The organism is Streptomyces durocortorensis, from assembly GCF_031760065.1.
GTDB lineage: Bacteria > Actinomycetota > Actinomycetes > Streptomycetales > Streptomycetaceae > Streptomyces.
This window is the reverse complement of sequence record NZ_CP134500.1, coordinates 2,233,882-2,255,448: the sequence shown is the minus strand read 5'-3', so window position 1 is coordinate 2,255,448 and position 21,567 is coordinate 2,233,882. Positions and strand designations below refer to the sequence as shown.

Genomic DNA, 21,567 nt, shown 5'->3' with positions numbered 1-21,567 from the left:
AGGCACGGGCCCGGCGCGCACCGGATGTTCGTGCCCCGGCGGGTACGGGCCCGGCGGCGGTGAACCGGACGCCGGGCCCGTACCGGTGATCGGTCACCGGCCGCGGGTCAGAACAGTGCGCCCCCGGCGATCTCCCCGTGCGCCTGGACCTCCGGCCCCACGGCGTCCAGTCGGCTCTTGACGTCGAGCAGCAGGGCCAGCTCCTGCGGGGTCAGCGCGTTCAGCACCTCGCGCTGCTCCTCGGTGAGCAGGTCCACGGGGAAGCCCGCCTCGTACAACGCGTCCGGCAACGGCGGCCGTCCGGCGCTCTCGGGTGGTCCGGTCATGGTGTGACTCCCATCAGTGAGACAGGTCCGGCTCCCCGTGGCGACGGCGCCGCCACGGAGCGCCCGAGCCGGACGAACAGCCGGGTGAGCGCGTCCAGGGAGTGCAGCGCACTGACCGCCACGGTCGCCTCCAGCTCCCGGGTCAGCGGCAGCCGGTCCAGCAGTGCGTACAGCTCGTCCAGATGTCCCGTGTCCAGCACCGAGTGCTCCCGCACGGTCCGCAGGGCCGCGGTGGGCAGCCCGGTCCGCCGGGCGATGCGGTCGGTGAGGCCGGGGGCGGGGGCGTAGCCCTCCAGGACGGCGATGTAGCCGAGCAGGGCGACCGGGTGGTGGTGCTCGATCCAGTAGTGCTGGGCCCCGACGAGCGCGGCGACCAGGGGCGAGGGCATCGGGGCCAGCGCCTCGTCGGGCGTGCCGCCCGCCGCCCGCAGATCCTCCAGCAACCAGGCGTCGTGCCCCTCCTCCTCCCGGATGTGCTCCTCCAGATACGCGGCGAGCGGGGCGGCCGACGGATCGCCGGACGAGACCCGTCGCCGGACGCGTTCCAGGGCCAGCTCCATCAGGGGGACGGAGGCGCGGATGACGGCGTGCATGGTGCACAGATACGTCCGGTAGCGCGGCAACAGCCCCTCCGCGCGCCACATGTGGTGGGTGGCGCCCCGGAACTCCGGCTCCAGCAGCAGGAGTTTGGTCCGAAGCCGGGCGGCCGCGCCGGGGACCCCGTCAGCCTGCCTCGCCCCGCTCACCGGGCGTCCCCCGCGTCGGTCTCCCGCGGTGGCGGCCCGCCCGCGAGGACCAGCGGCGCGTACGTCGCGCAGCCGTGGCGGCGCACCACGCCCCGCGCCCCCTCCCGGGAGCCGTGCAGCGCGGCCGCCAGGTCCAGCAGTTCCCCGGCGGCCCCGCCCGCCACCGCACGCGCCCCCGCCGCCACCGCCTCGTCCCCGCCCAGCGCCCGGCAGCCGTCGCAGTAGGAGCCGCGCGCGGCGCCGGAGCCGTACCGGGCGGCCAGGTGAGCGGGGCCGACCGTGCGGAGCATCCGCAGCACCGGGGACTCCAGTGCCCGGCGGCGCACCGTTCCCCAGTCGTCGTCGGCGATGTGGCCGAGGTCCAGATGGGCCGGGACCGGCCGCCGGTCCACGGTGTCCTGGTTGCAGCAGGCCAGCACCCGTCCGTCGAAGGCGACCACCGGCCAGGCGGCCATCGAGCACGGGGAGGCCGAGGCGGGGTCGGGGCCGGGGCGGGCCGCCCGCGCCCAGGCCGCGGCCCGGCCGAACGGCCGCACCTCGTTGACCAGACACGGCACGCTGCCCCCGAACTCCCCCTGTACGGCCTGGGTGATGTCGGCGAGATACGGGTCGGAGCCGCCCGTTCCGGTGAGGTGGAGGCTCACGGCCACGCCCTCGTCCCGGATGAGGTGCAGGGCGCGGAACACGTCGGCGCGGGGCACCTCGCGCTCGTGGTGGACGTCCAGGGAGGCCGAGAAGTGGTCCACGGAGCGGATCGCACGCAGGATCGCGGGCGGAATCGCCCCGGCCCGGCGGCCGGCCCGCTGACCGGTCCGTCGCCCGTTCGGCCGGCCCCCGGAACGGGCGAAGAACATGCCGCTGAGCAGGGCCGTACGGGAGCCGGCGGCCCGCGCCAGCGTGCTCAGCCGCTCCGCGAGCCCGGGCAGCAGCAGCGGCTCGCCGCCGGTCAGCATGACCACGTCCGGCCGGTTCTCCTGGGTGAACGAGGCGACGAAACACTCCAGTTGACCGGAGTCCGGCTCCTGGCGGGTGAACGGGCCCGACTCGGTCGAGCAGTGCGCGCAGCTCAGCGGGCAGCGCCGGGTGAGTCCGAGGAGCAGACCTGCGGCCGGGAAGGGCCGCCGTGCGACGAGTTCGGCGAGTTCCATGCGGGCCGCCTCCTTCGGGGCCGGGGCGCGTCGGGCGCGTACCCAGGCTGCGCGGCACCGGTTCGAGGACGGCCCGGCAACGCTTCGGCAGCGGTATGGGCCCAGCTCAGGACGGGCCCCCGGGCCCCGGCCGGAACCGTCGGGGGGTGCTCCCACCAGTCCGAGCTGGCCCGATACCGGTGCCATACCGGCGCCGAAGCGATCGCCAGGCCGGGCTTCCTAGCTTTCTCGGCAACGGCAGGCACCGGCCCGCCGCACCGCAGTGACGAGTGGATGGAGATCGCCATGTCCGAGAACACCAAGCCCGCGGCCGACGGCACCGACGAGACGCCCGAGGTCGAGGCTCACTCCGTGCTGGACCTCCAGGAGACGTCCGTCCAGGGCGACCGTGACATCTCGGTCCCCGGCAACTGCATCAGCGTGCTGAGCGTCGTCGAGAACTGACCTCACGCACCGGTGACCGAGGGGCGCGTGCCCCGCAGTTCCCGTTCCGCAGTTCCCGTTCCGCAGTGACGAGTGGATGGAGAGAGATCACCATGTCCGAGAACACCAAGCCCGCGGCCGACGGCACCGACGAGACGCCCGAGGTCGAGGCTCACTCCGTGCTGGACCTCCAGGAGACGTCCGTCCAGGGCGGCGAGACGACCGACGGCAACTGCATCAGCGTGCTGAGCGTCGTCGAATCGCAGCGCTGATCGCACCGGGCCGGGCACCGCGGCGGGACGAGGCGGACACCTCGTCTCCCCGGTGCCCGGCCCGCGGACGGGTGGTACGGGACGGCTCCGCGAGCACGGGAGAGCCGTCCCGCCGCGCTCCGCCCCCCTCCGCCACGTAACGCACGCCCCGCCCAGCCCTCCCCGCACCGACGATCTCCGGGAGCCCCCGATGGCCACGCCGCTCCGCTCCAACAGGGACTTCCGGCTGCTCTGGATGAGCGGCCTCTTCGCCGTTCTGGGCAGCCAGATGAGTGCCCTCGCGCTGCCGCTGCTGATCCTCAAGGAGACCGGATCCGCGGTGCAGGCGGGCACCGTGGGGACCGTGTCCATCTGCGCGGTGCTGATCACGATGCTGCCGGGCGGGGTCATGGCCGACCGGATCGAGCGCCGCCGTCTGATGCGGCTGTGCGACGGGGGAAGCCTGATCGCGGTCGCCGCCCTGACCGTCGCGGTCTGGTACGGGCGCGCCCCCATGGCGCTCGTCCTGCTGGTCGCGACCGCCGGAGCCGTGTTGAACAGCGTCTACGCCCCCGCCGCCTTCGGTCTGATGCGCGCGGTCGTGCCGGCGGACCAGCTGGGCACGGCGACGGCACGGCTCCAGGCGCGTACGGCCACCACCCGGCTGGTGGGCCCGCTCGTCGGCGGCGCGCTCTTCGGGGTCCACCAGGCACTGCCCTTCACGGCCCAGTTCCTCGGCCTGTTCCTGTCGACCGTCTGCGTGGCCCTCGTGCGGACCCGCTCGGCGGCCAGGGCGAAGGCCGGTTCGGTCTTCAGCCGCGCCGAACTCACCGCCGGGCTCGGCTTCCTGTGGCGACTTCCCTATCTGCGCACGGTGCTGCTGGTCTTCGGCCTCGGCATGAACTTCGCGTTCGGGGCCCTCACGTTCACCGCGCTCGCCGTCTTCTCCGAGGGCGGACGCTCCGGGCTCGGCGGCGGGTTCGTCATCACCTGCGTCTCGGCCGGAGCCCTCGCCGGTGCGCTGCTCGCGCCCCGGATCGCCCCGGACCGCCATGTGCGGCCCCTCCTCGTCATCACCTGCTGGAGCTGTGTGCTGACGGCCGGAGTGCTGGCCTGGCTCAGCAGCCCGCTGTTGGCGGGTCTGCTGTGCGCGCTGTGCATGTGCCTGTCGACGGTCGCCAGCATCGGCTTCCTGTCGACCCTGCTCATCGTCACCCCCGAGGACCGGGTCGGCCGGGTGCAGAGCGCGGCCTCCTTCCTGTCCTCGATCGTCCAGCCGTTCGGCCCGCTCGCGGGCGGCGCGCTGCTGACAGCCCTGGGCAGCCGCACCGCCTTCGTCGCGACCGGGTGTGTGCTGGCCCTCTCGGCGGCGGTGGTGACGTTCGCCCCCGCCGTACGGGCCGGGGCGTCCGCCGACGGGTCACCCACCCGCTCCGGCCCGGGGGACGCACCGGAAGAGGCTCCGGCCCGACCCGCCCACGACACCGCCGGCCGTCCCGGCACACCCTGAGGAGGAACGCCGTGCCCGGCATCCAGGAGACCCAGCTCTACTGCCTCGCCGACCGCAGGTACTACGACACCCCGGCCCGTCTCCCCGACCAGGAGACCCGCTACCCGCTCGACGCCGCCGAGCCGCCCCCCGGCTGGCGGCGCGTGGCGGGCGGCCTGTGGACCTCGCTGCTGCCGGAGGACGGCGAACCGGCCGAACAGGGCTGGAAGATCCATGTGTCCACCGTCCCCGAGGAGGCGGCGCGGACTCTGCGGGACACCGCCCGGATCTGCCTCAGGCACCGGGTGCCGTTCAAGTTCCTCCGCAGCGAGCAGGCTCTCCTGCTGATGTCGGGGAAGTACATGTCCCGGGGCAGCGCGGGGAAGTTCCTCACCCTCTACCCGCCCGACGGGGCCGCCCTGACCCGGGTGCTCGACGAGCTGACCCGCGCCCTGTCCGGCCGCCGGGGCCCTTACATCCTGAGCGACCTGCGCATCGGGGACGCGCCCGTCTACGTACGGTACGGAGCCTTCGTCGACCGCTGGTGCCGTGACGCCCGGGGCGAGCGCGTGCCCGCCCTGCGCCACCCCTCCGGTGAACTCGTGCCCGACGAGCGCGGGGTGGTCTTCCGGGTGCCTTCATGGGTCCGGGTGCCCGAGCAGCTGCGTCCGCACCTCGCCGCCCGCGCGGCCGCCCGCGACGACTCCTTCCCGTACACCGTCACCGAGGCCCTCCAGTTCTCCAACGCGGGCGGCATCTACCTCGCCCGGCACCGGGAGACCGGCAACCGGGTCGTGCTGCGCGAGGCCCGCCCGCACTGCGGACTCGACGCGGTGGGCGACGACGCCGTGACCCGGCTGGAGCGCGAGCACCGGGCGCTGAAGGCGCTCGCCGGGCTCGACTGCGTACCGCGGGTGTACGGGGTGCGGACCGTGTGGGAGCACCGGTTCCTGATGACGGAGTACGTGGAGGGGCCCACCCTGCTCGACGAGATCGTCGCCCGCTTCGCCCTGGTGCGCGGCGCCCGCACCCCGGCCGAACTCGCCCCGTACACCGCGTGGGTGGACCGGGTCACCGGCCAACTGGCCGCCGCCCTGGCGGAGGTGCACGGCCGGGGACTGCGCTTCGGTGACCTGCACCCCTCCAACATCATCCTGCGGCCCGACGGACGTCTCGCCCTCGTCGACTTCGAGTACGCCACCGCGCTCGACGACGACCGCACCCCGCTGGCCGGAGCGCCCGGCCTCCAGGCCCCGCCCGGCACCCCCGGCGCGGAGGCCGACGCCTACGCCCTGTGGGCGACCTGGCTCACCATGCTGATGCCGCTGACCGAGATGGCCGCCCATGACCGGGCCAAGGCCCTGGCCCTGGAATCCTGGGCCCGGGGGCGCTACGGTCTCGCACCCGACGCCGGTCCGCCCCGCCCGGCCCTCCTGCGTGCGGCGGAGAGCGCCGCCGACCGCGAGAGCGAGATCGCGGCCCTCCTCGAAGGACCCGCGCCCGACTGGGCCGAACTGCGCACCCGGCTGCTCGCGGGCATCCACGCCGGCGCGACGCCCGAGCGCCGCGACCGGCTCTTCCCCGGTGACCCCAAGTCCTTCGCCACCGGCGGCACCGACCTGGCGCACGGGGCCGCAGGCGTCCTCTACGCGCTCCACCGGACCGGGGCCCCCGTCCCGGCCGAGTGGACGAACTGGCTGGCCGACGCCGCCCGCCGCCGTGACCCCGCTTCCCCGGGCGGCCTCTACGACGGTCTCCCGGGCACCGCCGTGGCGCTGGCCCTGCTCGGCCGCACGGACGAGGGGCGCGAGCTGTTCGCCCGAGCCGTCGCCGCCGCCCACCCGTCCCCCTCGGCCGACCTGCTGACCGGCCGGGCGGGCGTCGCGCTCGCCGCCCTCCGCCTGGCGACGGTCGGCCCCGGGGCCCCGGACCCGGAGCTGGTGGACACCGCCCTGCGCACGGCCTGGGACCTCGACTGCCTGGTCCGGGGCGAGGCGGTGCCGGACGGCCCGGCCGCCCCGCCCTCCGCCGGACTGCTGCGCGGGCTCAGCGGCGCCGCCCTGCTCCACCTCGAACTGCACGCGCTCACCGGCGAGGACTGGCTCCTGCGCGCCGCCCGCACCGCCCTGTACCGGGACTCCGGGCACTGCGTGGAAATGCCCGACGGCACGGTCCAGGTCAAGGACGGCCGCCGCCATCTGCTCTACCTCGACCAGGGCAGCGGCGGCTTCGCCCTCGTCGCCCGCGCCTACCTGGCCCGGGAGGAAGCGCCCGCGCTGGCCGGCCTGCTGCCCGGGGTGCGCAAGGGCTGTGGCAACGAATTCGTCCGCGAACCAGGCCTGTTCACCGGCCGCGCCGGACTCGTCTCCACCGCCCGCCAGCTGGAGGAGGGCCCGGCCGGGCCCGAGGTCCTCGCCTCCGTACGCAACCTGTCCTGGCACCTGGTCGCCGACGGGGACCGGCTGCTGGTGCCCGGGGCGAGGCTGCGGCGCTGCTCCGCCGACCTGGCCACGGGGGCGGCCGGGCTGCTCCTCGCCCTGAGTTTCCTGGCCGGGGCGGAAGCCGGGGAGGGCAGCGATACGGCCGCCGCCCCCGGGGGCGGCGGCCACCGGCCGCACGACCTGCTGAGTCTGCTCACCCTGGGATGAGGGCGGCGGCCGCCGATGCGCCGGGGCCGGCCCCCGTGGCCCGCTCGCGGGCGAACAGGCCCAGAAGGCGCGGCACTTCGTACAGCGCGGCATGGGCGGTGACCTCCCCGGCGGGCGAGGACACCGCCCCGGCGTCGATCAGCGACTCCACGGCCCGCAGCGCCGCCCGCTCCCCGCAGCCCAGCGCCGCCGCGGCCCGGTCCAGGGTGAAACCGCGGTCCTCGCCCGGCCCGGCCAGCCGCCCCAGCGCCCAGCGGTCCCCGTCGGCCAGGTCCCGCCAGCCGGACGCGATCCACCGCCGTACGGAGAGGTCCCCGGCGACCAGCTCGTCCAGTGCGGCCGACGGGTCCTCCAGCCGGGCCGCGTACTCCGCCAGCGGCAGATGACGCAGAACCGCCAGCCGCATCCCGCTCACCCCGACCGCCAGCGGCAGCCCCCCGCACGCCCGGACGATCCGCAGCGCCGCCGCCGGGTCCGCCCTCAGCCGCCCCGCCCCGATCAGCTTGCCCAGCAGCTCCAGCGCCTCACCGTCCGCCAGGTCGGCCAGCGCGATCCGGTGCACCGGGGCCAGACCGGCCAACGGACGCCGGGCGGTGACCAGGACGCGACAGCTCCCCGACCGGGGCAGCAGCCCGCGTACGGACGCCTCGTCCGGAACGTCGTCCAGGAGGATCAGGGCCCGGTGGCGCGCCAGCCACTCCTGCCAGGCCTCCGCGAGCACCGCCGGGGCGGCGGGGCCGTCGGCCCGTACGTCGTCGAAGGGACCCGCCGCCGACGCCGAGGCGGTCCCCGGCACCCCGCACAGCCTCCCCAGCTCCGCCAGCACCTCCGCCACCCCGCGCCCCGTACCGTCCTCCCGCCGTATCCGGACCTGGACGCGGCCGTCGGGGAAGCGGTCGGCGAGCAGATGCGCCGCCCGCACCGCGAGCGCCGACTTCCCCGACCCGGCCGGACCCGAGAGGACCACCACGCGCTCCTCGCCGCCGTCCAGCGCCCCCAGCAGCCCGCGCAGTTCGTCACGGCGGCCGGTGAAGGCCCCGGTGTCCGCGGGCAGCGCCACCGCGCGGACCGCCTCCGGGGCCGGGGGCCGCCGGACCTCGCGCCCCCGGCCGAGCACCGCCCGGTAGAGCGCCGCCATCGCCGGGCTCGGCTCCAGCCCCAGCTCCCGGGCCATCAGCTGCCGGTAGTCGTCGTAGACCGCCAGCGCCTCGGCCTGACGGCCGCACTGGTGCAGGGAGTTCATCCAGGCGGCCCGCAGCCGCTCCCGCAGCGGATGCCGATCCACCAGGTCCCGCAACCCGTCCACCGCTACGGCCGCCCGGCCGAGCTCCGTCTCCGTCTCCGCCCAGTCCTCGTAGACCGTCAGACAGCGGGCCTCCAGCCGGTCGGCCTCCTCGGCCACCACGGCGGAGTCCCGCAGATCGTTCAGCGGCGGCCCCGCCCACAGATCCAGCGCCGCACGCAGCAGCCGGGCCGCCCCCGGCCGGTCCCCCCGCTCGGCCGCCGCCCGCCCGGCGCGCGCCAGCGCCCCGAAGCGCAGGGCGTCCAACTCGCCCTCGCCGATCCGCAGCAGATAGCCGCCGCAGCCGTGCACCACCCGGTCGCGCCCGTCCTCCCCGGCCGGGCCCAGCAGGGTGCGGGCCGCACTGACGTAGACCTGGAGGTTCTTGCGGGCGGTTCGCGGCGGATCGTCCGGCCACACCGCGTCGGTCAGCACGTCCACCGGTACGGGGGTGTTGGGGCGGGCCAGCAGCGTGGCGAGGACGAGGCGCTGTTTGCGCGGCCCGAGCGGCAGCTCACGGCCGTCGCCGGTACGGGCGGTGAGCGGGCCGAGCAGAGAGACGTGCACGCCACCGGCGGGGGGCGAACCGGCGGGGACGGGAGGACGGGTCATCAGCGGGCCTCCGGGAACGGGGACGGGCGGCAGACTGCCGTACGCGCACCTCGATCCTGCCGCCACCCGGACCGCCCCGCATCGGGGCCCCACCCGCATTTTCCGCCCGCACACCCGACCGAAACCGCCCCGGGCCCCCATGTTGCGGGCCCGACCCCCGGCGCCCGACCCCCGGCGCCCGACCCCCGGGCCCCCGGCCCCACGGTTCAGGCGGAGTCCACCGCGCACTCGGCGGCGAACTCGCACAGCGCGGCCCGGTCCGCGCGCCCCGTCTTGCTCAGCAGACTGGCCATGTGCTTCTCCACCGTGCGCGGTGAGATGGACAGCCGCCGCGCGATCTGCTGGTTCCCGGGCCGCTCGGGCAGCAGCACGAACACCTCGTACTCGCGCGGCGTCACCCCGCTGCTCCGCAACGGGGACGGAATCCGGTCCCAGCCGCCCCGGTGCTGGGTCACGCTCGCCCCGGCCTGCCGCAGCGCCGCCCGGCACGCGGAGGCGACCGGCTGCACCCCGGCCCCGTAGAAGAACTCCTCGGCGGTCCGCAACCACGCCACCGGCTCGCCCCAGCCGTCCGCGCGGGCCGGGTCCGCGGCCAGCCGCAGCCCCAGATGGCGGGCGACCGGAAAGGGCGCGGCGGACACCTCGAAGGACGCCATCATCGAGGCCGCCCCGGCCGCGTCCCCCGCCCGGCCCAGCAGGACCGCACCGCCCAGCTCCAGGAACTGCCGGTTCCACGCGAGAGTCCCCCCGGGGGCCGACCGCGCCGCCTCCAGCTCCGCCCGGTCCGCCTCGCCCGCCAGGACCCGCAGCAGCGGGCGCAGCCCGTACCGCCCGCTCAGGTAGTAGTAGCTCGGGTGGTCCGCCTCCCAGGCCAGCGCCTCGTCGAGCTCGGCCGCCGCCCGCTCCCGGTCCTCCTCCAGCAGCGCGCCGAACGCCCGGCACAGGCCCGACCGCAGCGGCACCAGCAGGGACTGCTCGCCCCCGGCCCGCCGGAACGCGGCCAGCGCCCGGTCCATCTCCCGCCGCCGTCCCCGGTGCGCCGCCAGCGTGGCCCCGGCGAGCAGCAGATAGCGGTGGGCCGACAGATCACCGACCCGGGCGCTGGCCCGGGCCGAGCGGTCGATGATCTCCTGCGCCTCCTCCCACCGGGCGCACAGCACCGCGTTCATCGCGAGCAGCCCGTCGACCGTACGGGTCAGCATCAGCGCGCCCAGCTCGGCGGCCGCCGCCCGCGCGGAGAGCAGCCGGGAGGCGTCCCCGGTCCGCATGAAGGCGTTCGCCCCCAGCCGCACCAGCGCCTCCACCCGCCAGATGGGCAGGGCGTGTTCGGTGGACAGCGACAGCATCCGCTCCAGCGCCCCGTCCGCCGCGTCGAACCCCTGCTCCCGCCGCAGCAGCGCCAGTAACTGCCAGGCCTGGCAGGCGACCACGGGCAGCCCCTCGGCCTCGGCGGTCTCCGCCGCCTCCCGTACGGCCCGCTCGGTTTCCGCCGGACCCCGCGGGGCCCGCCCGTTGCCCGGCAACAGGGCCAGATGCCCGTCGACCACGGCGAGCGCGGCCCGCCGGCCGGCGAGCGGGTCGGGGCCCAGCAGGGCGCGGGCGGCGTCCGCCTGACGGGTCGCGTCGGCGGTCCGCTCCGTCATGACCGCCACCCAGGCCAGCTCGATGTGCGCCTCGCCGCGCCGGGCGGCGGCCTCGGAACGGGCCGGGACCGGCGGCAGCGCGTCCGCCAGCGTCAGCGCGCCGTCCAGATCACCGCCCTTCGCCCGGGCCAGGGCCAACGACTCGGCGACGGCGGAGCGGTCACCCTCGGCGGCCAGGGACTGCGCCCGCTCCAGCAGCACCACGGCGGAGCCGTACGCCCCCGAAGCGAGCATCCGTCTTCCCGCCTCCGCGAACTGACGGGCCGCCGCGGCCCGGTTGCCCGCGGCCAGCTGGAGCGAGGCGACGAGCTGCCGCCCGTCCTCGTCCAGCGGCTGCCCGGAGTCCTCGATGGCCGCGGCGGCCCGGCGGGCCAGGGAGGCACGCTCGGCCGGGGCGAGCGAGGAGATCAGAGCCTCGGCGGTCAGCGAGTGCCGGAAGGCGTAGCGGTCGGGGGCCGCGCCGTCCGGGGCGATGAACCCGGCCTCCACCGCCGACCGCAGATGCGAGAACAGGGCCCGGCCCTCGAAACGGGTGACGGTCTGGAGCACGGTCACCGAGAACTGGCTGCCCAGCGTGGCCGACGCCAGCAGGAGCTCCCGCACCGGCTCGTCCAGCCGCTCCAGTCTCCGGGCCCAGCTGCGGACGATGTCCGAGGGCACCGATCCCTCCGGCTGCTCCGTCGCCGCCCACCCGCCGTCGGTCCGGCACAGCCGCCCGGTGTCGAGCAGGTCGGCCAGCAGCACTTCCAGCAAGTAAGGATTGCCCGCGGCGCGTTCGGCCAGCCGCCGGTGCACCGCGTCGGGTATCTCCTCCGGCCGCGCCTCCAGACACGCCCCGGTCAGCGCCCGCGCCTGCGCCTCGCCGAGCGGCCCCAACTCCCGCACCGCCGCGACGTGCCGACGCTCCGCGGAGCGTACGAGGTCCAGCGCCGCCCCCGGCTCCGGGCGCAGGGTGCCCAGCAGCAGGATCGGCAGTTCGGCCAGGTTGTCGATGACGTACTCGACGACCGCGACGGTCTCGGTGTCGCAGTCGTGCAGATCCTCCAGCAGGATCGCGCAGCCCGCCTCCCGGCCCAGCACGGACAGCAGCCGCAGCAGCGCCTCGGCCAGTTCCACGACCGTCTCCGGATAGCCCGGCGCACTGCCCTTGCGCCATTCCGGAACCAGCCGGGCCAGCGCCGGGTGGTAGGGCGTCAGCTCCGGGTCGTCCGGGGTTCCGGCCGCCCGGAACCGGGAGGCCAGCGCCTCCGCCAGCGGGCGGAACGGGACGACGAGACCGGTCGAGGTGGCCCGGCCGCGCAGCACCGGCATCCCGAGCTCGTAGGCCCGGTACGCGCACTCGCCCACCAGCCGGGACTTACCGATGCCGGCTTCCCCGAGGAGGAACAGCGCGCGCCCCGAACGCCGTTGTACGGAGTCCAGGGCGCCGCTCAGCAGTCCGATCTCGTCGTGCCGACCTACGATGACCGGCGAAGTCGCTCGCATGGCCGCAGGTTACTGGAGCCTCAACTTCTAGGGCAGCGGATCAATCTGGCTGATTTCGCGTCGAGTTGGCGAGATTCGGTCAGAACGGGGACGTCATGGTGGTCCACGGCAGATCGTGGCTGTAGCCGGTCTCGCCCTCCGAGACGCTCAGGAGTCTGCTCCGGGCGCCGAGCCCTCCGGTGGAACCGAGGGAGATTCGTCCGGCCGGGTGCTCGGCCGCGCCCCCGTCCCCGGTCTCGTCGGACGCCTGCGTGGCCGCTTCGTCGTACTGAGTCATATCTGCCTCATCCTCTGGTGGTGGACGAATCGTCAGGTGGTGGAACAGGCGGGTTGTCAGGTGGTGGAACGGCGGGTCGTCAAGTGGTGGAACGGCGGATCAAGGAGCCCGGGAGGGTCGCAGGAGCAGGGCGGAGCCGATCCGGTCGGGGAACCCCGCCCGCAGCAGTCCGTGACCGATCCCGGACAGCCCGGTGAGCAGCGCCGGGTGGGGCACGCGGCCGGGGGTCCCGCACTGGGGCCCGTCCCGGTCCGCCGCGGCGAGCAGTGTCCCGGCCCGCCGCACCCACGGGGCCCGCGAGGCGGGCAGTGAGCGGTGGCCGAGCAGTTCGAGGAGCCCCAACTCGCCGTGACACAGGCTGTCGTTGGCGAGTGGGCCGGTGTCGGCCAGCTCGCCCGTGACCCTCGTGGACCAGCTGGACAGCTCCGGGTCGGCGAGCGCGTCCGGGCTGTCCGCGACCGCGAGCGCCACCCCGGCGGCCCCGTCGCACCACGCGGGCCCGCCCGTCGTCGAGGCGGCGGCCCGGCGCAGGGCGTGCAGCCCGGCGGCCCGGTGACGGGCGTCGCCCCCGGCGGCGGCGAAGCGCAGCAGGGCCCAGCCGATCCCCGCCGCCCCGTCGGCGAAGCCCCCGGTATCGGGCAGCGGGCCGGCCGCGATCCGTTCGGCGATCCGCTCGGCTCCCCGCCACGCCTCGGCCCGCCCGGTGACCCGGTGCACCGCCAGCAGGGACACCAGGCCGCCCGCCGCCCCGCCGCGCACCCCGAACCCGTCCTCGGCCTCGCTCGCCGCACAGCTCAACCGGGTCGCCGGGCCCGCCAGGTCCAGTACCTCCGCGTCGTCCAGCAGCGAGCCCACCTCGGTCAGCGCGTAGGCGATCCCGCCGAGACCCGCGAAGGCTCCCGAGCCCAGTGCCCCCAGCTCGTCCGCCCGGTCGTGCAGCCCGTCCAGCAGCCCCGGCACCGGCGCGAGCGCCTCCCGGGCCGCCTCGGCGTACCGGGGCGCCCCGGTGACCGCGGCAAGCTGGGCCAGGAACAGCGCGGGGCCGGTGTAACCGCCCGCGAGGTCCGCCGCCATCGGCGTCAGCCGCCAGTAGCGTTCCCCGAGCAGTTCCAGCCCGACCCAGTTGGTGCGGCCGGCGTGCCGGTAGGCGAGCGAGACGAGCTGGTCGCCCACCGACACGGCGGCGGACAGCAGTTGCTCGGGCTCCGGGGCCCGCGCCGCACTGCGCGCCCGGTCGCCCACGGCCGCCCGGTGCGCCGGTTCGGGCGAGGTGCTGACCATGGCGGCCCGGACGATCCGCTCCTGGTCCTGCCGGTCCACGCTGTCCATCGCGCGGATCTTCGCCTCCACCCGGGCGAGACCGGTGGTTCCGGAGGTGTCCCGTGAGCCCCCCTCGCCGCCCACGGAACCCGGCCCCGGAACCGCCCCCGCCTCCGAGCCCGCCCCCGGCACCGTACGGCCGGAACCGCCCCACAGCTCGGTGGCGCCCGGCCGGGTGGTGAACACCGGCACATCCCCGCGCCACAGCTCCGCGATCTCCTCGTCCTCCAGGCCGGGCAGCGCGGGCGCGCCCAGGGGCGGGGTGCGCAGGAGCGAGAGCACCCGGTGCCGCTCGGCGGCGTCCCGCATCAGGTCGGGGTGGGTCGACTCGTCCAGCAGCGTCGTGTACGTCCAGGTCGGCCGGGGTACGAAACGGACCTCGTCCCGGTCGAACATCCGCAACAGCCCGCCCTCGCCGAGCAGTTCGCCCCGGTGCTCGCAGATCGCGGTGTACCCGGCACGGAACCCGTCGCACAGCTCCTCGGTGTACGCGGAGGGGGCGGCCGCCACCCCGCCGAGCCGGGGCCGGTTGGCGGACTCGGTGAACCGCCCGGCCCGCCGCACCAGGCGCATGCGGTCCGTTCCGGTCTCCGCCCAGTCGGCGGTCTCGATCGGGGACGCGCCCGCCCGGCCCCCGCCGATGGCGGACATGTCGAGCGCGGTCGTGTCCCCGACGAGCAACTGGGGCAGCAGGCCCACTCGGTGGACCGAGTCGTGCAGGGCGCGGGCGGCCGGGTCGGAGGAGCGGGCGGGCCCCAGGGGCAGGTGGAAAAGGGTCTCCACATCGACCAGGACGGGGTGCGGGCCGCAGGCGATCACGTTCTCGTGGTGCAGATCCGTGCCGTCCAGCGCGTGCAGCAGCGCCAGCAGAGCCCCCTGCCGACGGTAGAACTGCCGGGTCTCCGCCACCGAGGGGCAGGGCCGCGCCTCGACGAACTCGGCCCAGCCGTACGCCCCCCGGTCCAGCACGCGCGGCACTTGAAGCTGCGGTGCCTCCGGCAGCGAACCGAACCACTCGGTAAGGGAGTTGAAGTGCAGGTGCGCGCTCATCGGACGTGGCTTGTAGACCAGCCGGGCGCCGTCGGCGAACCGCAGCAGCATCACCGACCGCCCTCCGCGGTGACTGTCGCCCGCACCGGCCTCGACGCCGGTGAGGGCCCCGGGGCCCGCGCCCCCGCCGAACACTCCGCCCGGGAGTCCGGCCCGGTCGCCCAACACCCCCGACGAGGACAGCAGATGCCGGTCGGCGGCCAGCCGCGCGGCCATCTCGGCGAAGGCGTCGCCCGCGTTCAGACTGGCTGTCGCCAGGAGACGGGCCAGCACGGGATAGCCCGTGACGAGCAGGGCGAGGCCGTCACGGCGGGCGGTCACCCGTACGAAGTCCCGGAAACGCTCCCTTGGCCCCGCTCCGCTCAGCCGGCCGAGCCGACGGGCTTCGTGCAACTCGGTGACGAGGGTGCGCGCGGCGATCCGGCAGAGCCGATGTGCCAGGTGGCGCCGGAAGTCGGTGAGTACGGCGTCGGAGTCGCCCGCCGGACCGGGCGCGGCGCTGTCCACGGTCAGCGCGCCCCGCAGCCGTACGGCCGCCGCCTCCACGAACGGCGCGACCACCGGTCCGAAACCGCTGAGCCCCGGGTAGGCCCGGTCTGCGACCTCCACGTCCACGGGCGCGGCGGCGACGGCGGCCCGGGCGAAGACGGCCCAGGCGGGCTCGCTCGCGGGCCTGTCGCCGACGACGCCGGGAAGCCACCAGGGCTGCCCGTTCCGGTCCCGGAGCGGGGCGGTGGTGGCGGACGGGGCGACCGGGCGGCCGTTGCGCGGAGCGCGGGCGCTGTGTGTGCCGAGGCCACCGTCCAAGCCTCTGTCGATCAGATCCTTCTCCGCCACCGCACCGCACCTCCCCGGTCCCGGGGCGGTCCCGGTCGGGCCGCCCGCGTTCATCGTGGCGGGGAGTGGGGTGGCGGCGCATGGGGGAGTTGCCCCCAACTTTCGCCCTCTGCCCGCAGACACCGGTCACGGCCGGGGGCGGATTCGGCATCGGCTGCTTCTCAACCGGCTGTTTCCGTCTCAGCCGGATCGCGGACGTGGTCGGCCCGATGGCCCGCCCGCCACAGCCCCGCCCGTCACGGCCGCGCCGGGACCGCCGCTCGGACTGCCGGCCGGGACGCCCCCCCGGGCGGCATCGCGAGGCGCATCGGGCCTGCCGTCCGGCTCACCCCCGGGGCGGAGCCGTGGACCCCCGGATCATCAGCTCGGCCGCGATGGTCGCGATGCCGCCGGGCGGCGGGTTCTCCTTGCCCATCGCGAGCCGGCCCGCCCGCGCGCCCGCCTCGAAGAGCGGCAGCCGTACCGTCGTCAGAGCCGGAACCGCGTCCACCGAGAACGGCAGATCGTCGAAGCCCGCCACCGAGATGTCCTGCGGGATGCGCAGCCCCTGGTCCCGGACGGCCGCGCAGGCACCCAGCGCCACGGTGTCGTTGGCGGCGACGATCGCGGTCACGTCCGGTGCCCGGCGCAGTATTTCGAGCGTGGCCTCGTACCCGGAACGCCGGTCGTAGGGCCCGTGCACGGTGAGCCGCTCCTCGTCGGCTGGGACCGGGCCGAGCCCCGCAGCCCGCAGCGCCTCCCGGTGGCCCTCCAGCCGGTGCCGGGTGGTGGTCCGTTCCGGGGGCCCGGCGACGTAGCCGATCCTGCGGTGGCCCAGGGAGACCAGGTGCTCGGTGAGCCGGCGGCCGCCGCCCCGGTTGTCGAACGCGAGCGCGGCGACGAGCGCGTCCCCCTCGGGCATCGGGGGCCGCCCGCAGAAGACGATCCGGGTGCCCGCGTCCGCGAGCTTCACCAGCTTCGCGGTCATCGCGGCCTGGTGCGCCGGGTCCTCGACCGCGCCGCCGGTGAGGACGACGGCGGCGGCGCGCTGGCGCTGGAGGAGGGTGAGGTAGGTCAGCTCGCGTTCCGGGGAGCCGCCGGTGTTGCAGATGACGGCCAGCTTCTCGCCGCCCGCCCGGCCCGAGCCGTCCCCGGGCCCGCCGATCTGCGTCTGCGCGGCCCCCGCCATGATCCCGAAGAACGGGTCGGCGATGTCGTTGACCAGGATGCCGACCAGGTCCGAGGTGGCTGCCGCGAGTGAGCTGGCGGGCCCGTTGAGCACGTAGTCCAGGTCGTCCACCGCACGCAGGACCCGCTCCCGGGTCGACGCCGCCACCGGGTAATTGCCGTTCAGCACTCGGGAGACGGTGGCCGGGGACACCCGGGCGCGGGCCGCCACATCCGCCAGGGTGACTGTCATCGCTGTCCTCCGGGAGGTCACGTGCGGCCCCCTCTTGTCCGGCCGCTGTCGGCAGGCTAGCGTCATCTCGGATAGAAAGCGCTTGCTACGCGGTATGGAGGGAACTTCGTGACACGCAGGACAGTGCGCATCGCCATGAACGGCGTCACGGGACGCATGGGATACCGGCAGCACCTGGTGCGTTCGATCCTCGCCATCCGCGAGCAGGGCGGCCTGGATCTCGGCGAGGGCGAGGTGCTGTGGCCCGAGCCGGTGCTCGTCGGCCGCCGCGCCCACGCCCTGGAGGAACTGGCCGAGCGCCACGGCCTGACCGAGTGGTCCACCGACCTGGACACGGTCCTCGCGGACGACACGGTCGACATCTACTTCGACGCCCAGGTCACCTCGGCCCGGGTGGAGGCGATCAAGAAGGCGATCGCGGCGGGCAAGCACGTCTACACCGAGAAGCCGACCGCCACGGACGTCGAGGGGGCCCTCGACCTGGCCCGCCTCGCCCGTGACGCGGGCATCAGGCACGGCGTGGTCCAGGACAAGATCTTCCTCCCGGGGCTGCGCAAGCTGAAACGCCTGATCGACGCCGGCTTCTTCGGTGAGATCCTCTCCGTCCGGGGCGAGTTCGGCTACTGGGTCTTCGAGGGCGACTGGCAGGAGGCCCAGCGCCCGTCCTGGAACTACCGCGCGGAGGACGGCGGCGGCATCGTCGTCGACATGTTCCCGCACTGGGAGTACGTGCTCCACGAGCTGTTCGGCCGGGTCACCTCCGTGACGGCGCACGTCCAGACGCACGTCCCGCGGCGCTGGGACGAGCACGGCAAGCCGTACGAGGCGACCGCCGACGACGCCGCTTACGGCATCTTCCAACTGGCGGGCGGGGCGGTCGCGCAGATCAACTCCTCCTGGGCGGTCCGGGTCAACCGCGACGAGCTGGTCGAGTTCCAGGTCGACGGAACGCACGGCTCGGCGGTGGCAGGCCTGCGCAACTGCCGTGTCCAGCACCGCTCGTCGACCCCGAAGCCGGTCTGGAACCCCGACCTCCCGGCCACCGAGTCCTTCCGTGACCAGTGGCAGGAGATCCCGGACAACCAGGAGTTCGACAACGGCTTCAAGGCGCAGTGGGAGCTGTTCCTGCGCCATGTGGCACAGGACGAGCGGTACACCTGGGACCTGCTGGCCGGGGCCCGGGGCGTCCAACTCGCCGAACTGGGCCTCAAGTCGTCCGCCGGTGGTCGCCGCTTCGAGGTGCCGGAGCTGACGCTGTGACGGCTGCTGTTCCCCTGCCCCAGGGCTCGTACACCCCGCGTGGCACCCCGCTGGACCTCACGCCGACAGCGCCGCCCCCCACCTCCCGTACGGTCTTCTCGGCGGCCCATGTCGTCGCCGACCCGTACGCCGACATCAGCCCCGACGGCCCGGCGGCCCTCGACTGGGACGCCACGCTCGCCTTCCGCCGCCACCTGTGGGCGCACGGCCTCGGCGTGGCGGAGGCGATGGACACCGCACAGCGCGGGATGGGCCTGGACTGGGCGGGCGCTGCCGAACTGATCCGCCGCTCGGGGGCGGAGGCGAAGACGGTGGGCGGCAGGATCGCGTGCGGCGTCGGCACCGACCAGCTGCCCGACGGCGGTACGCCCACCCTGGCCGAGGTCACCTCGGCGTACGAGGAACAACTCGCGCTCGCCGAGGAGAACGGCGTACAGCCGATCCTGATGGCTTCCCGCGCGCTGGCCCGGGCGGCGAGCGGCCCGGACGACTACCTCGCCACGTACGCCCACCTCCTGCGCCAGACGACCGAGCCGGTGATCCTGCACTGGCTCGGCCCGGTGTTCGACCCGGCGCTGGAGGGCTACTGGGGCAGCGACGACCTCGACGAGGCGACGGACACCTTCCTGAAGGTGATCGCGGAGCACCCCGACAAGGTCGACGGCATCAAGATCTCCCTCCTGGAGGCGGACCGCGAGATCGACGTCCGCCGCCGCCTCCCGGGCGGGGTGCGCTGCTACACGGGTGACGACTTCAACTACCCGGAGCTGATCGCGGGCGACGAACGTGGCTTCAGCCACGCGTTGCTGGGCGTCTTCGACCCGCTGGGCCCGTTGGCGGCGCACGCGGTACGGGTACTGGACACGGGCGACACGGAGGCCTTCCGCGCCCTGCTCGACCCCACGGTCGAACTCTCCCGCCACCTCTTCCGGCCGCCGACCCGCTTCTACAAGACCGGCGTGGTCCTCCTGGCGTGGCTGGCCGGTCATCAGGACCACTTCACGATGGTGGGCGGTCTCCAGTCGGCGCGCTCGCTGCCTCATCTGGCGAAGGCGTACGAACTGGCCGACGGCCTGGGCCTGTTCCCGGACCCGGAATTGGCCGCACACCGTATGCGAGCACTGCTGGCGGTCCACGGAGGAGCACGGTGAACGATCAGCTCTCCCGCCTCTCGCTCAACCAGGAGACCATCAGGCAGTGGTCGTTGCCCGAGCTGGCGGAGGGCTGCGTCAAGGCGGGCATCGGCAAGGTGGGCCTGTGGCGGGCGCCGGTCCAGGCGTACGGCGTCGAGCGCGCGGCGGCGCTGATGGCGGACGCGGGTCTGACCGTCACCAGCCTCTGCCGGGGCGGTTTCCTCACGGCCCCGGACCCGGCCGGGCGGGCCCGCGCGCTGGACGGCAACCGGGCGGCCCTGGACGAGGCGGCGGCGCTGTCCACCGACACCCTGGTGCTGGTCTCGGGCGGCCTCCCGCCGGGCAGCCGTGACCTGTACGGGGCACGCGAGCGGGTGGCGGACGCGCTGGCCGAACTCCTCCCGTACGCGGCCGAACGCGGCGTTCGCCTCGCGATCGAACCGCTGCACCCGATGTTCGCCTCGGACCGCTGTGTGGTCTCCACCCTCGCCCAGGCCCTGGACCTCGCGGAACGCTTCCCGGCCGAGCGGGTGGGGGTCGTCGTCGACACCTACCACCTCTGGTGGGACGACCGCGCCCCGGAGCAGATCGCCCGTGCGGGGGCGGGGGGCCGCGTCCACGCCTTCCAGCTGGCCGACTGGATCACCCCGCTGCCGGCGGGGGTGCTGCTGGGCCGGGGGCAGCTGGGCGACGGCAGCGTGGATTTCCGCTCGTTCCGCCGGCAAGTGGAATCGGCCGGGTACGGCGGACCGATCGAGGTGGAGATCTTCAACGAGGAGCTGTGGGCCCGTGACGGGGCGGAGGTGCTCGCGGAAGTGATCGGGCGCTATGTGCAACATGCCTGCTGAGAGGACCGATCCGAGCCGAAGGTAAAGAGATCGCAAAGGGTTGCAACCTTTGGCCGGCCTCCCGGGTCACACAGGGCGTCGGGACTTCCGGGGAGGGGTCCGGGGGGAACGGGAAGGCCCGACGGGAGGGGAAAGCGAGGGGGGTCCGGCCGCGAGGCCGGGCCCCGTTTCGCTGTGGTCCTCTCCGCTGTGGTGCTCGTATGCGCGGCCCTCGTATTCGCAGGGCCTTCATTCCGTACAGCTGACCTCCCCAGGTCGGCGGCCTTCAGAAATGAAAATTCTCGCCGCTCCGACGCGTCTTCGCAGGTGAGGAGTGGCGTCACAGGTCTACACCAAATGGACTCTTTACGCCCCTTCCCGTCCGTGCATTACTCATGGCATGTCCATGGCATTCAATGGCCGAGTGCCCTGGATCTCTTCCTCGTCAACGTGCCCGGAGGTGGCTATGCCCGCGTACCGTTCTCCGTCCCGCCGAATCAAGAGATCCCGAGGGGCTTTACCGGCCGCCGCTCTCGGCAGTGCCGTGGCACTGGTCCTGACAGGCACGGGTGCGGCCGCCGCCGCGCCGCCCGCACCCGACGAGCCGGTCCGGTCCGGGCAGGCGTGGATGGGTGCGGGCACCCGCATCGAGCAAGGGCCCGCGTCCTCGGCGGCGGGCGGGGTCGCACCGATGGACACCAGCGGCGTCCAGGGCATCGACGTCTCCCACTGGCAGGGGGCGATCAACTGGGGCTCGGTGAAGGCCGCGGGCATCGACTTCGCCTACATGAAGGCCACCGAGGGGACGACCTTCAAGGACAGCCGCTTCAACGCGAACTACACCGGCTCCTACAACGCCGGTCTGATCCGGGGTGCGTATCACTTCGCCCGCCCCGACATCTCCAACGGGTCCACCCAGGCGGCCTACTTCGCGAGCAACGGCGGAGGATGGTCCAAGGACGGCAAGACCCTCCCCGGTGTGCTGGACATCGAGCACAACCCTTACGGCGCCATGTGCTACGGCCTCTCCACGACCCGGATGCGCACGTGGATCAACGACTTCTACAACACGTACAAGGCGCGCACCACCCGGGACGTCGTCATCTACACGACTGCCGGCTGGTGGAACACCTGCACCGGCAACTGGACCGGCATGGCCACCAAGTCACCGCTGTGGGTGGCACACTGGGGCACCAGCAGCCCGAACATCCCCAACGGCTTCCCCACCTGGACGATCTGGCAGTACACGGCGACCGGCCGGGTCAGCGGGGTCTCCGGCGATGTGGACCGCAACAAGTTCAACGGGAGCTTCGCCCGGCTCCAGGCCCTCGCCGGCAACACGGCGTAGCAGCCCCGCCCTTCGCGGCGGCCGGGTGGGCCCGTCCCGTCCGTGGCGCACCCGGCCGCCGTA

At 74.6% G+C, this 21,567-nt stretch carries 16 protein-coding genes; 8 read left to right on the top strand and 8 right to left on the bottom strand.

What is annotated here, in order from left to right:
* Window positions 1-107 precede the first annotated feature (107 nt).
* The 3 genes from RI138_RS09930 to RI138_RS09920 all read right to left on the bottom strand — a co-directional run bounded on the left by RI138_RS09930 (window position 108) and on the right by RI138_RS09920 (window position 2,220).
* On the bottom strand, window positions 108-326 hold the full coding sequence (locus RI138_RS09930; protein WP_096625710.1) for an aroma-sacti cluster domain-containing protein: 219 nt from the start codon (window positions 324-326) through the stop codon (window positions 108-110).
* Window positions 323-1,006, bottom strand: coding sequence for an iron-containing redox enzyme family protein (locus tag RI138_RS09925; RefSeq protein WP_311122835.1), 684 nt, complete (start codon window positions 1,004-1,006; stop codon window positions 323-325). Before RI138_RS09925 ends, RI138_RS09930 begins: the two co-directional genes overlap by 4 nt.
* Before the next feature lie 62 nt (window positions 1,007-1,068).
* Window positions 1,069-2,220 (bottom strand): radical SAM protein, encoded by a 1,152-nt coding sequence (locus RI138_RS09920; protein ID WP_311119609.1) that lies wholly within the window; start codon window positions 2,218-2,220, stop codon window positions 1,069-1,071.
* Between the two features lie 285 nt (window positions 2,221-2,505).
* On the opposite strand from RI138_RS09920, the gene RI138_RS09915 reads away from it, so the two are divergent.
* The 4 genes from RI138_RS09915 (at window position 2,506) to lanKC (ending at window position 7,031) form a co-directional block, all read left to right on the top strand.
* Window positions 2,506-2,664, top strand: a complete 159-nt coding sequence (locus RI138_RS09915) for a hypothetical protein (protein ID WP_179500029.1) — start codon at window positions 2,506-2,508, stop codon at window positions 2,662-2,664.
* A 92-nt stretch (window positions 2,665-2,756) separates the two neighbouring features.
* A complete protein-coding gene (locus tag RI138_RS09910) occupies window positions 2,757-2,915 on the top strand; it encodes a hypothetical protein (RefSeq protein WP_179500030.1) in 159 nt (52 codons plus the stop codon).
* A gap of 190 nt (window positions 2,916-3,105) precedes the next feature.
* Complete coding sequence (locus RI138_RS09905; RefSeq protein ID WP_311119608.1) at window positions 3,106-4,404, top strand: MFS transporter; 1,299 nt, start codon at window positions 3,106-3,108, stop codon at window positions 4,402-4,404.
* A gap of 11 nt (window positions 4,405-4,415) precedes the next feature.
* Window positions 4,416-7,031, top strand: coding sequence for a class III lanthionine synthetase LanKC (lanKC, locus tag RI138_RS09900; RefSeq protein ID WP_311119607.1), 2,616 nt, complete (start codon window positions 4,416-4,418; stop codon window positions 7,029-7,031).
* Here the strand turns inward: lanKC and RI138_RS09895 are convergent.
* The 5 genes from RI138_RS09895 to RI138_RS09875 all read right to left on the bottom strand — a co-directional run bounded on the left by RI138_RS09895 (window position 7,018) and on the right by RI138_RS09875 (window position 16,936).
* Window positions 7,018-8,925 (bottom strand): AfsR/SARP family transcriptional regulator, encoded by a 1,908-nt coding sequence (locus RI138_RS09895; RefSeq protein ID WP_311119606.1) that lies wholly within the window; start codon window positions 8,923-8,925, stop codon window positions 7,018-7,020. The two genes, lanKC and RI138_RS09895, sit on opposite strands and share 14 nt — an antisense overlap.
* A 206-nt stretch (window positions 8,926-9,131) precedes the next feature.
* Window positions 9,132-12,053: a helix-turn-helix transcriptional regulator gene (locus RI138_RS09890; protein ID WP_311119605.1), complete on the bottom strand. Its 2,922-nt coding sequence runs from the start codon at window positions 12,051-12,053 to the stop codon at window positions 9,132-9,134.
* Window positions 12,054-12,132: 79 nt separating this feature from the next.
* Window positions 12,133-12,330, bottom strand: a complete 198-nt coding sequence (locus RI138_RS09885) for a hypothetical protein (RefSeq protein WP_096625724.1) — start codon at window positions 12,328-12,330, stop codon at window positions 12,133-12,135.
* Between the two features lie 99 nt (window positions 12,331-12,429).
* Window positions 12,430-15,591: a type 2 lanthipeptide synthetase LanM family protein gene (locus tag RI138_RS09880; RefSeq protein ID WP_311119604.1), complete on the bottom strand. Its 3,162-nt coding sequence runs from the start codon at window positions 15,589-15,591 to the stop codon at window positions 12,430-12,432.
* 271 nt (window positions 15,592-15,862) lie between these two features.
* Window positions 15,863-16,936 carry a LacI family DNA-binding transcriptional regulator gene (locus RI138_RS09875; RefSeq protein WP_311119603.1) on the bottom strand — a complete coding sequence of 358 codons (1,074 nt, stop codon included), beginning with the start codon at window positions 16,934-16,936 and terminating at the stop codon, window positions 15,863-15,865.
* A 108-nt stretch (window positions 16,937-17,044) separates the two neighbouring features.
* On the opposite strand from RI138_RS09875, the gene RI138_RS09870 reads away from it, so the two are divergent.
* The 4 genes from RI138_RS09870 (at window position 17,045) to RI138_RS09855 (ending at window position 21,504) form a co-directional block, all read left to right on the top strand.
* Window positions 17,045-18,196: a Gfo/Idh/MocA family protein gene (locus RI138_RS09870; protein ID WP_311119602.1), complete on the top strand. Its 1,152-nt coding sequence runs from the start codon at window positions 17,045-17,047 to the stop codon at window positions 18,194-18,196.
* Entirely contained in the window at window positions 18,193-19,347 is a 1,155-nt protein-coding gene (locus RI138_RS09865; RefSeq protein WP_311119601.1) for a dihydrodipicolinate synthase family protein, read from the top strand. Before RI138_RS09870 ends, RI138_RS09865 begins: the two co-directional genes overlap by 4 nt.
* The gene (locus RI138_RS09860; protein ID WP_311119600.1) at window positions 19,344-20,177 is read left to right on the top strand and encodes a sugar phosphate isomerase/epimerase family protein; all 834 of its coding nucleotides are present in this window, start codon (window positions 19,344-19,346) and stop codon (window positions 20,175-20,177) included. The genes RI138_RS09865 and RI138_RS09860 overlap by 4 nt, the downstream gene beginning before the upstream one ends.
* Window positions 20,178-20,622: 445 nt before the next feature.
* Complete coding sequence (locus RI138_RS09855) at window positions 20,623-21,504, top strand: lysozyme (protein WP_311119599.1); 882 nt, start codon at window positions 20,623-20,625, stop codon at window positions 21,502-21,504.
* Window positions 21,505-21,567 lie beyond the last annotated feature (63 nt).

Coding starts and splice junctions, on each gene's coding strand:
- RI138_RS09885 (WP_096625724.1), bottom strand. CDS start 12,330: ATGACTCAGTACGACGAAGCGGCCACGCAGGCGTCCGACGAGACCGGG.
- RI138_RS09875 (WP_311119603.1), bottom strand. CDS start 16,936: ATGACAGTCACCCTGGCGGATGTGGCGGCCCGCGCCCGGGTGTCCCCG.
- RI138_RS09905 (WP_311119608.1), top strand. CDS start 3,106: ATGGCCACGCCGCTCCGCTCCAACAGGGACTTCCGGCTGCTCTGGATG.
- RI138_RS09920 (WP_311119609.1), bottom strand. CDS start 2,220: ATGGAACTCGCCGAACTCGTCGCACGGCGGCCCTTCCCGGCCGCAGGT.
- RI138_RS09910 (WP_179500030.1), top strand. CDS start 2,757: ATGTCCGAGAACACCAAGCCCGCGGCCGACGGCACCGACGAGACGCCC.
- RI138_RS09855 (WP_311119599.1), top strand. CDS start 20,623: ATGCCCGCGTACCGTTCTCCGTCCCGCCGAATCAAGAGATCCCGAGGG.
- RI138_RS09890 (WP_311119605.1), bottom strand. CDS start 12,053: ATGCGAGCGACTTCGCCGGTCATCGTAGGTCGGCACGACGAGATCGGA.
- RI138_RS09895 (WP_311119606.1), bottom strand. CDS start 8,925: ATGACCCGTCCTCCCGTCCCCGCCGGTTCGCCCCCCGCCGGTGGCGTG.
- RI138_RS09880 (WP_311119604.1), bottom strand. CDS start 15,591: ATGAACGCGGGCGGCCCGACCGGGACCGCCCCGGGACCGGGGAGGTGC.
- RI138_RS09915 (WP_179500029.1), top strand. CDS start 2,506: ATGTCCGAGAACACCAAGCCCGCGGCCGACGGCACCGACGAGACGCCC.
- RI138_RS09930 (WP_096625710.1), bottom strand. CDS start 326: ATGACCGGACCACCCGAGAGCGCCGGACGGCCGCCGTTGCCGGACGCG.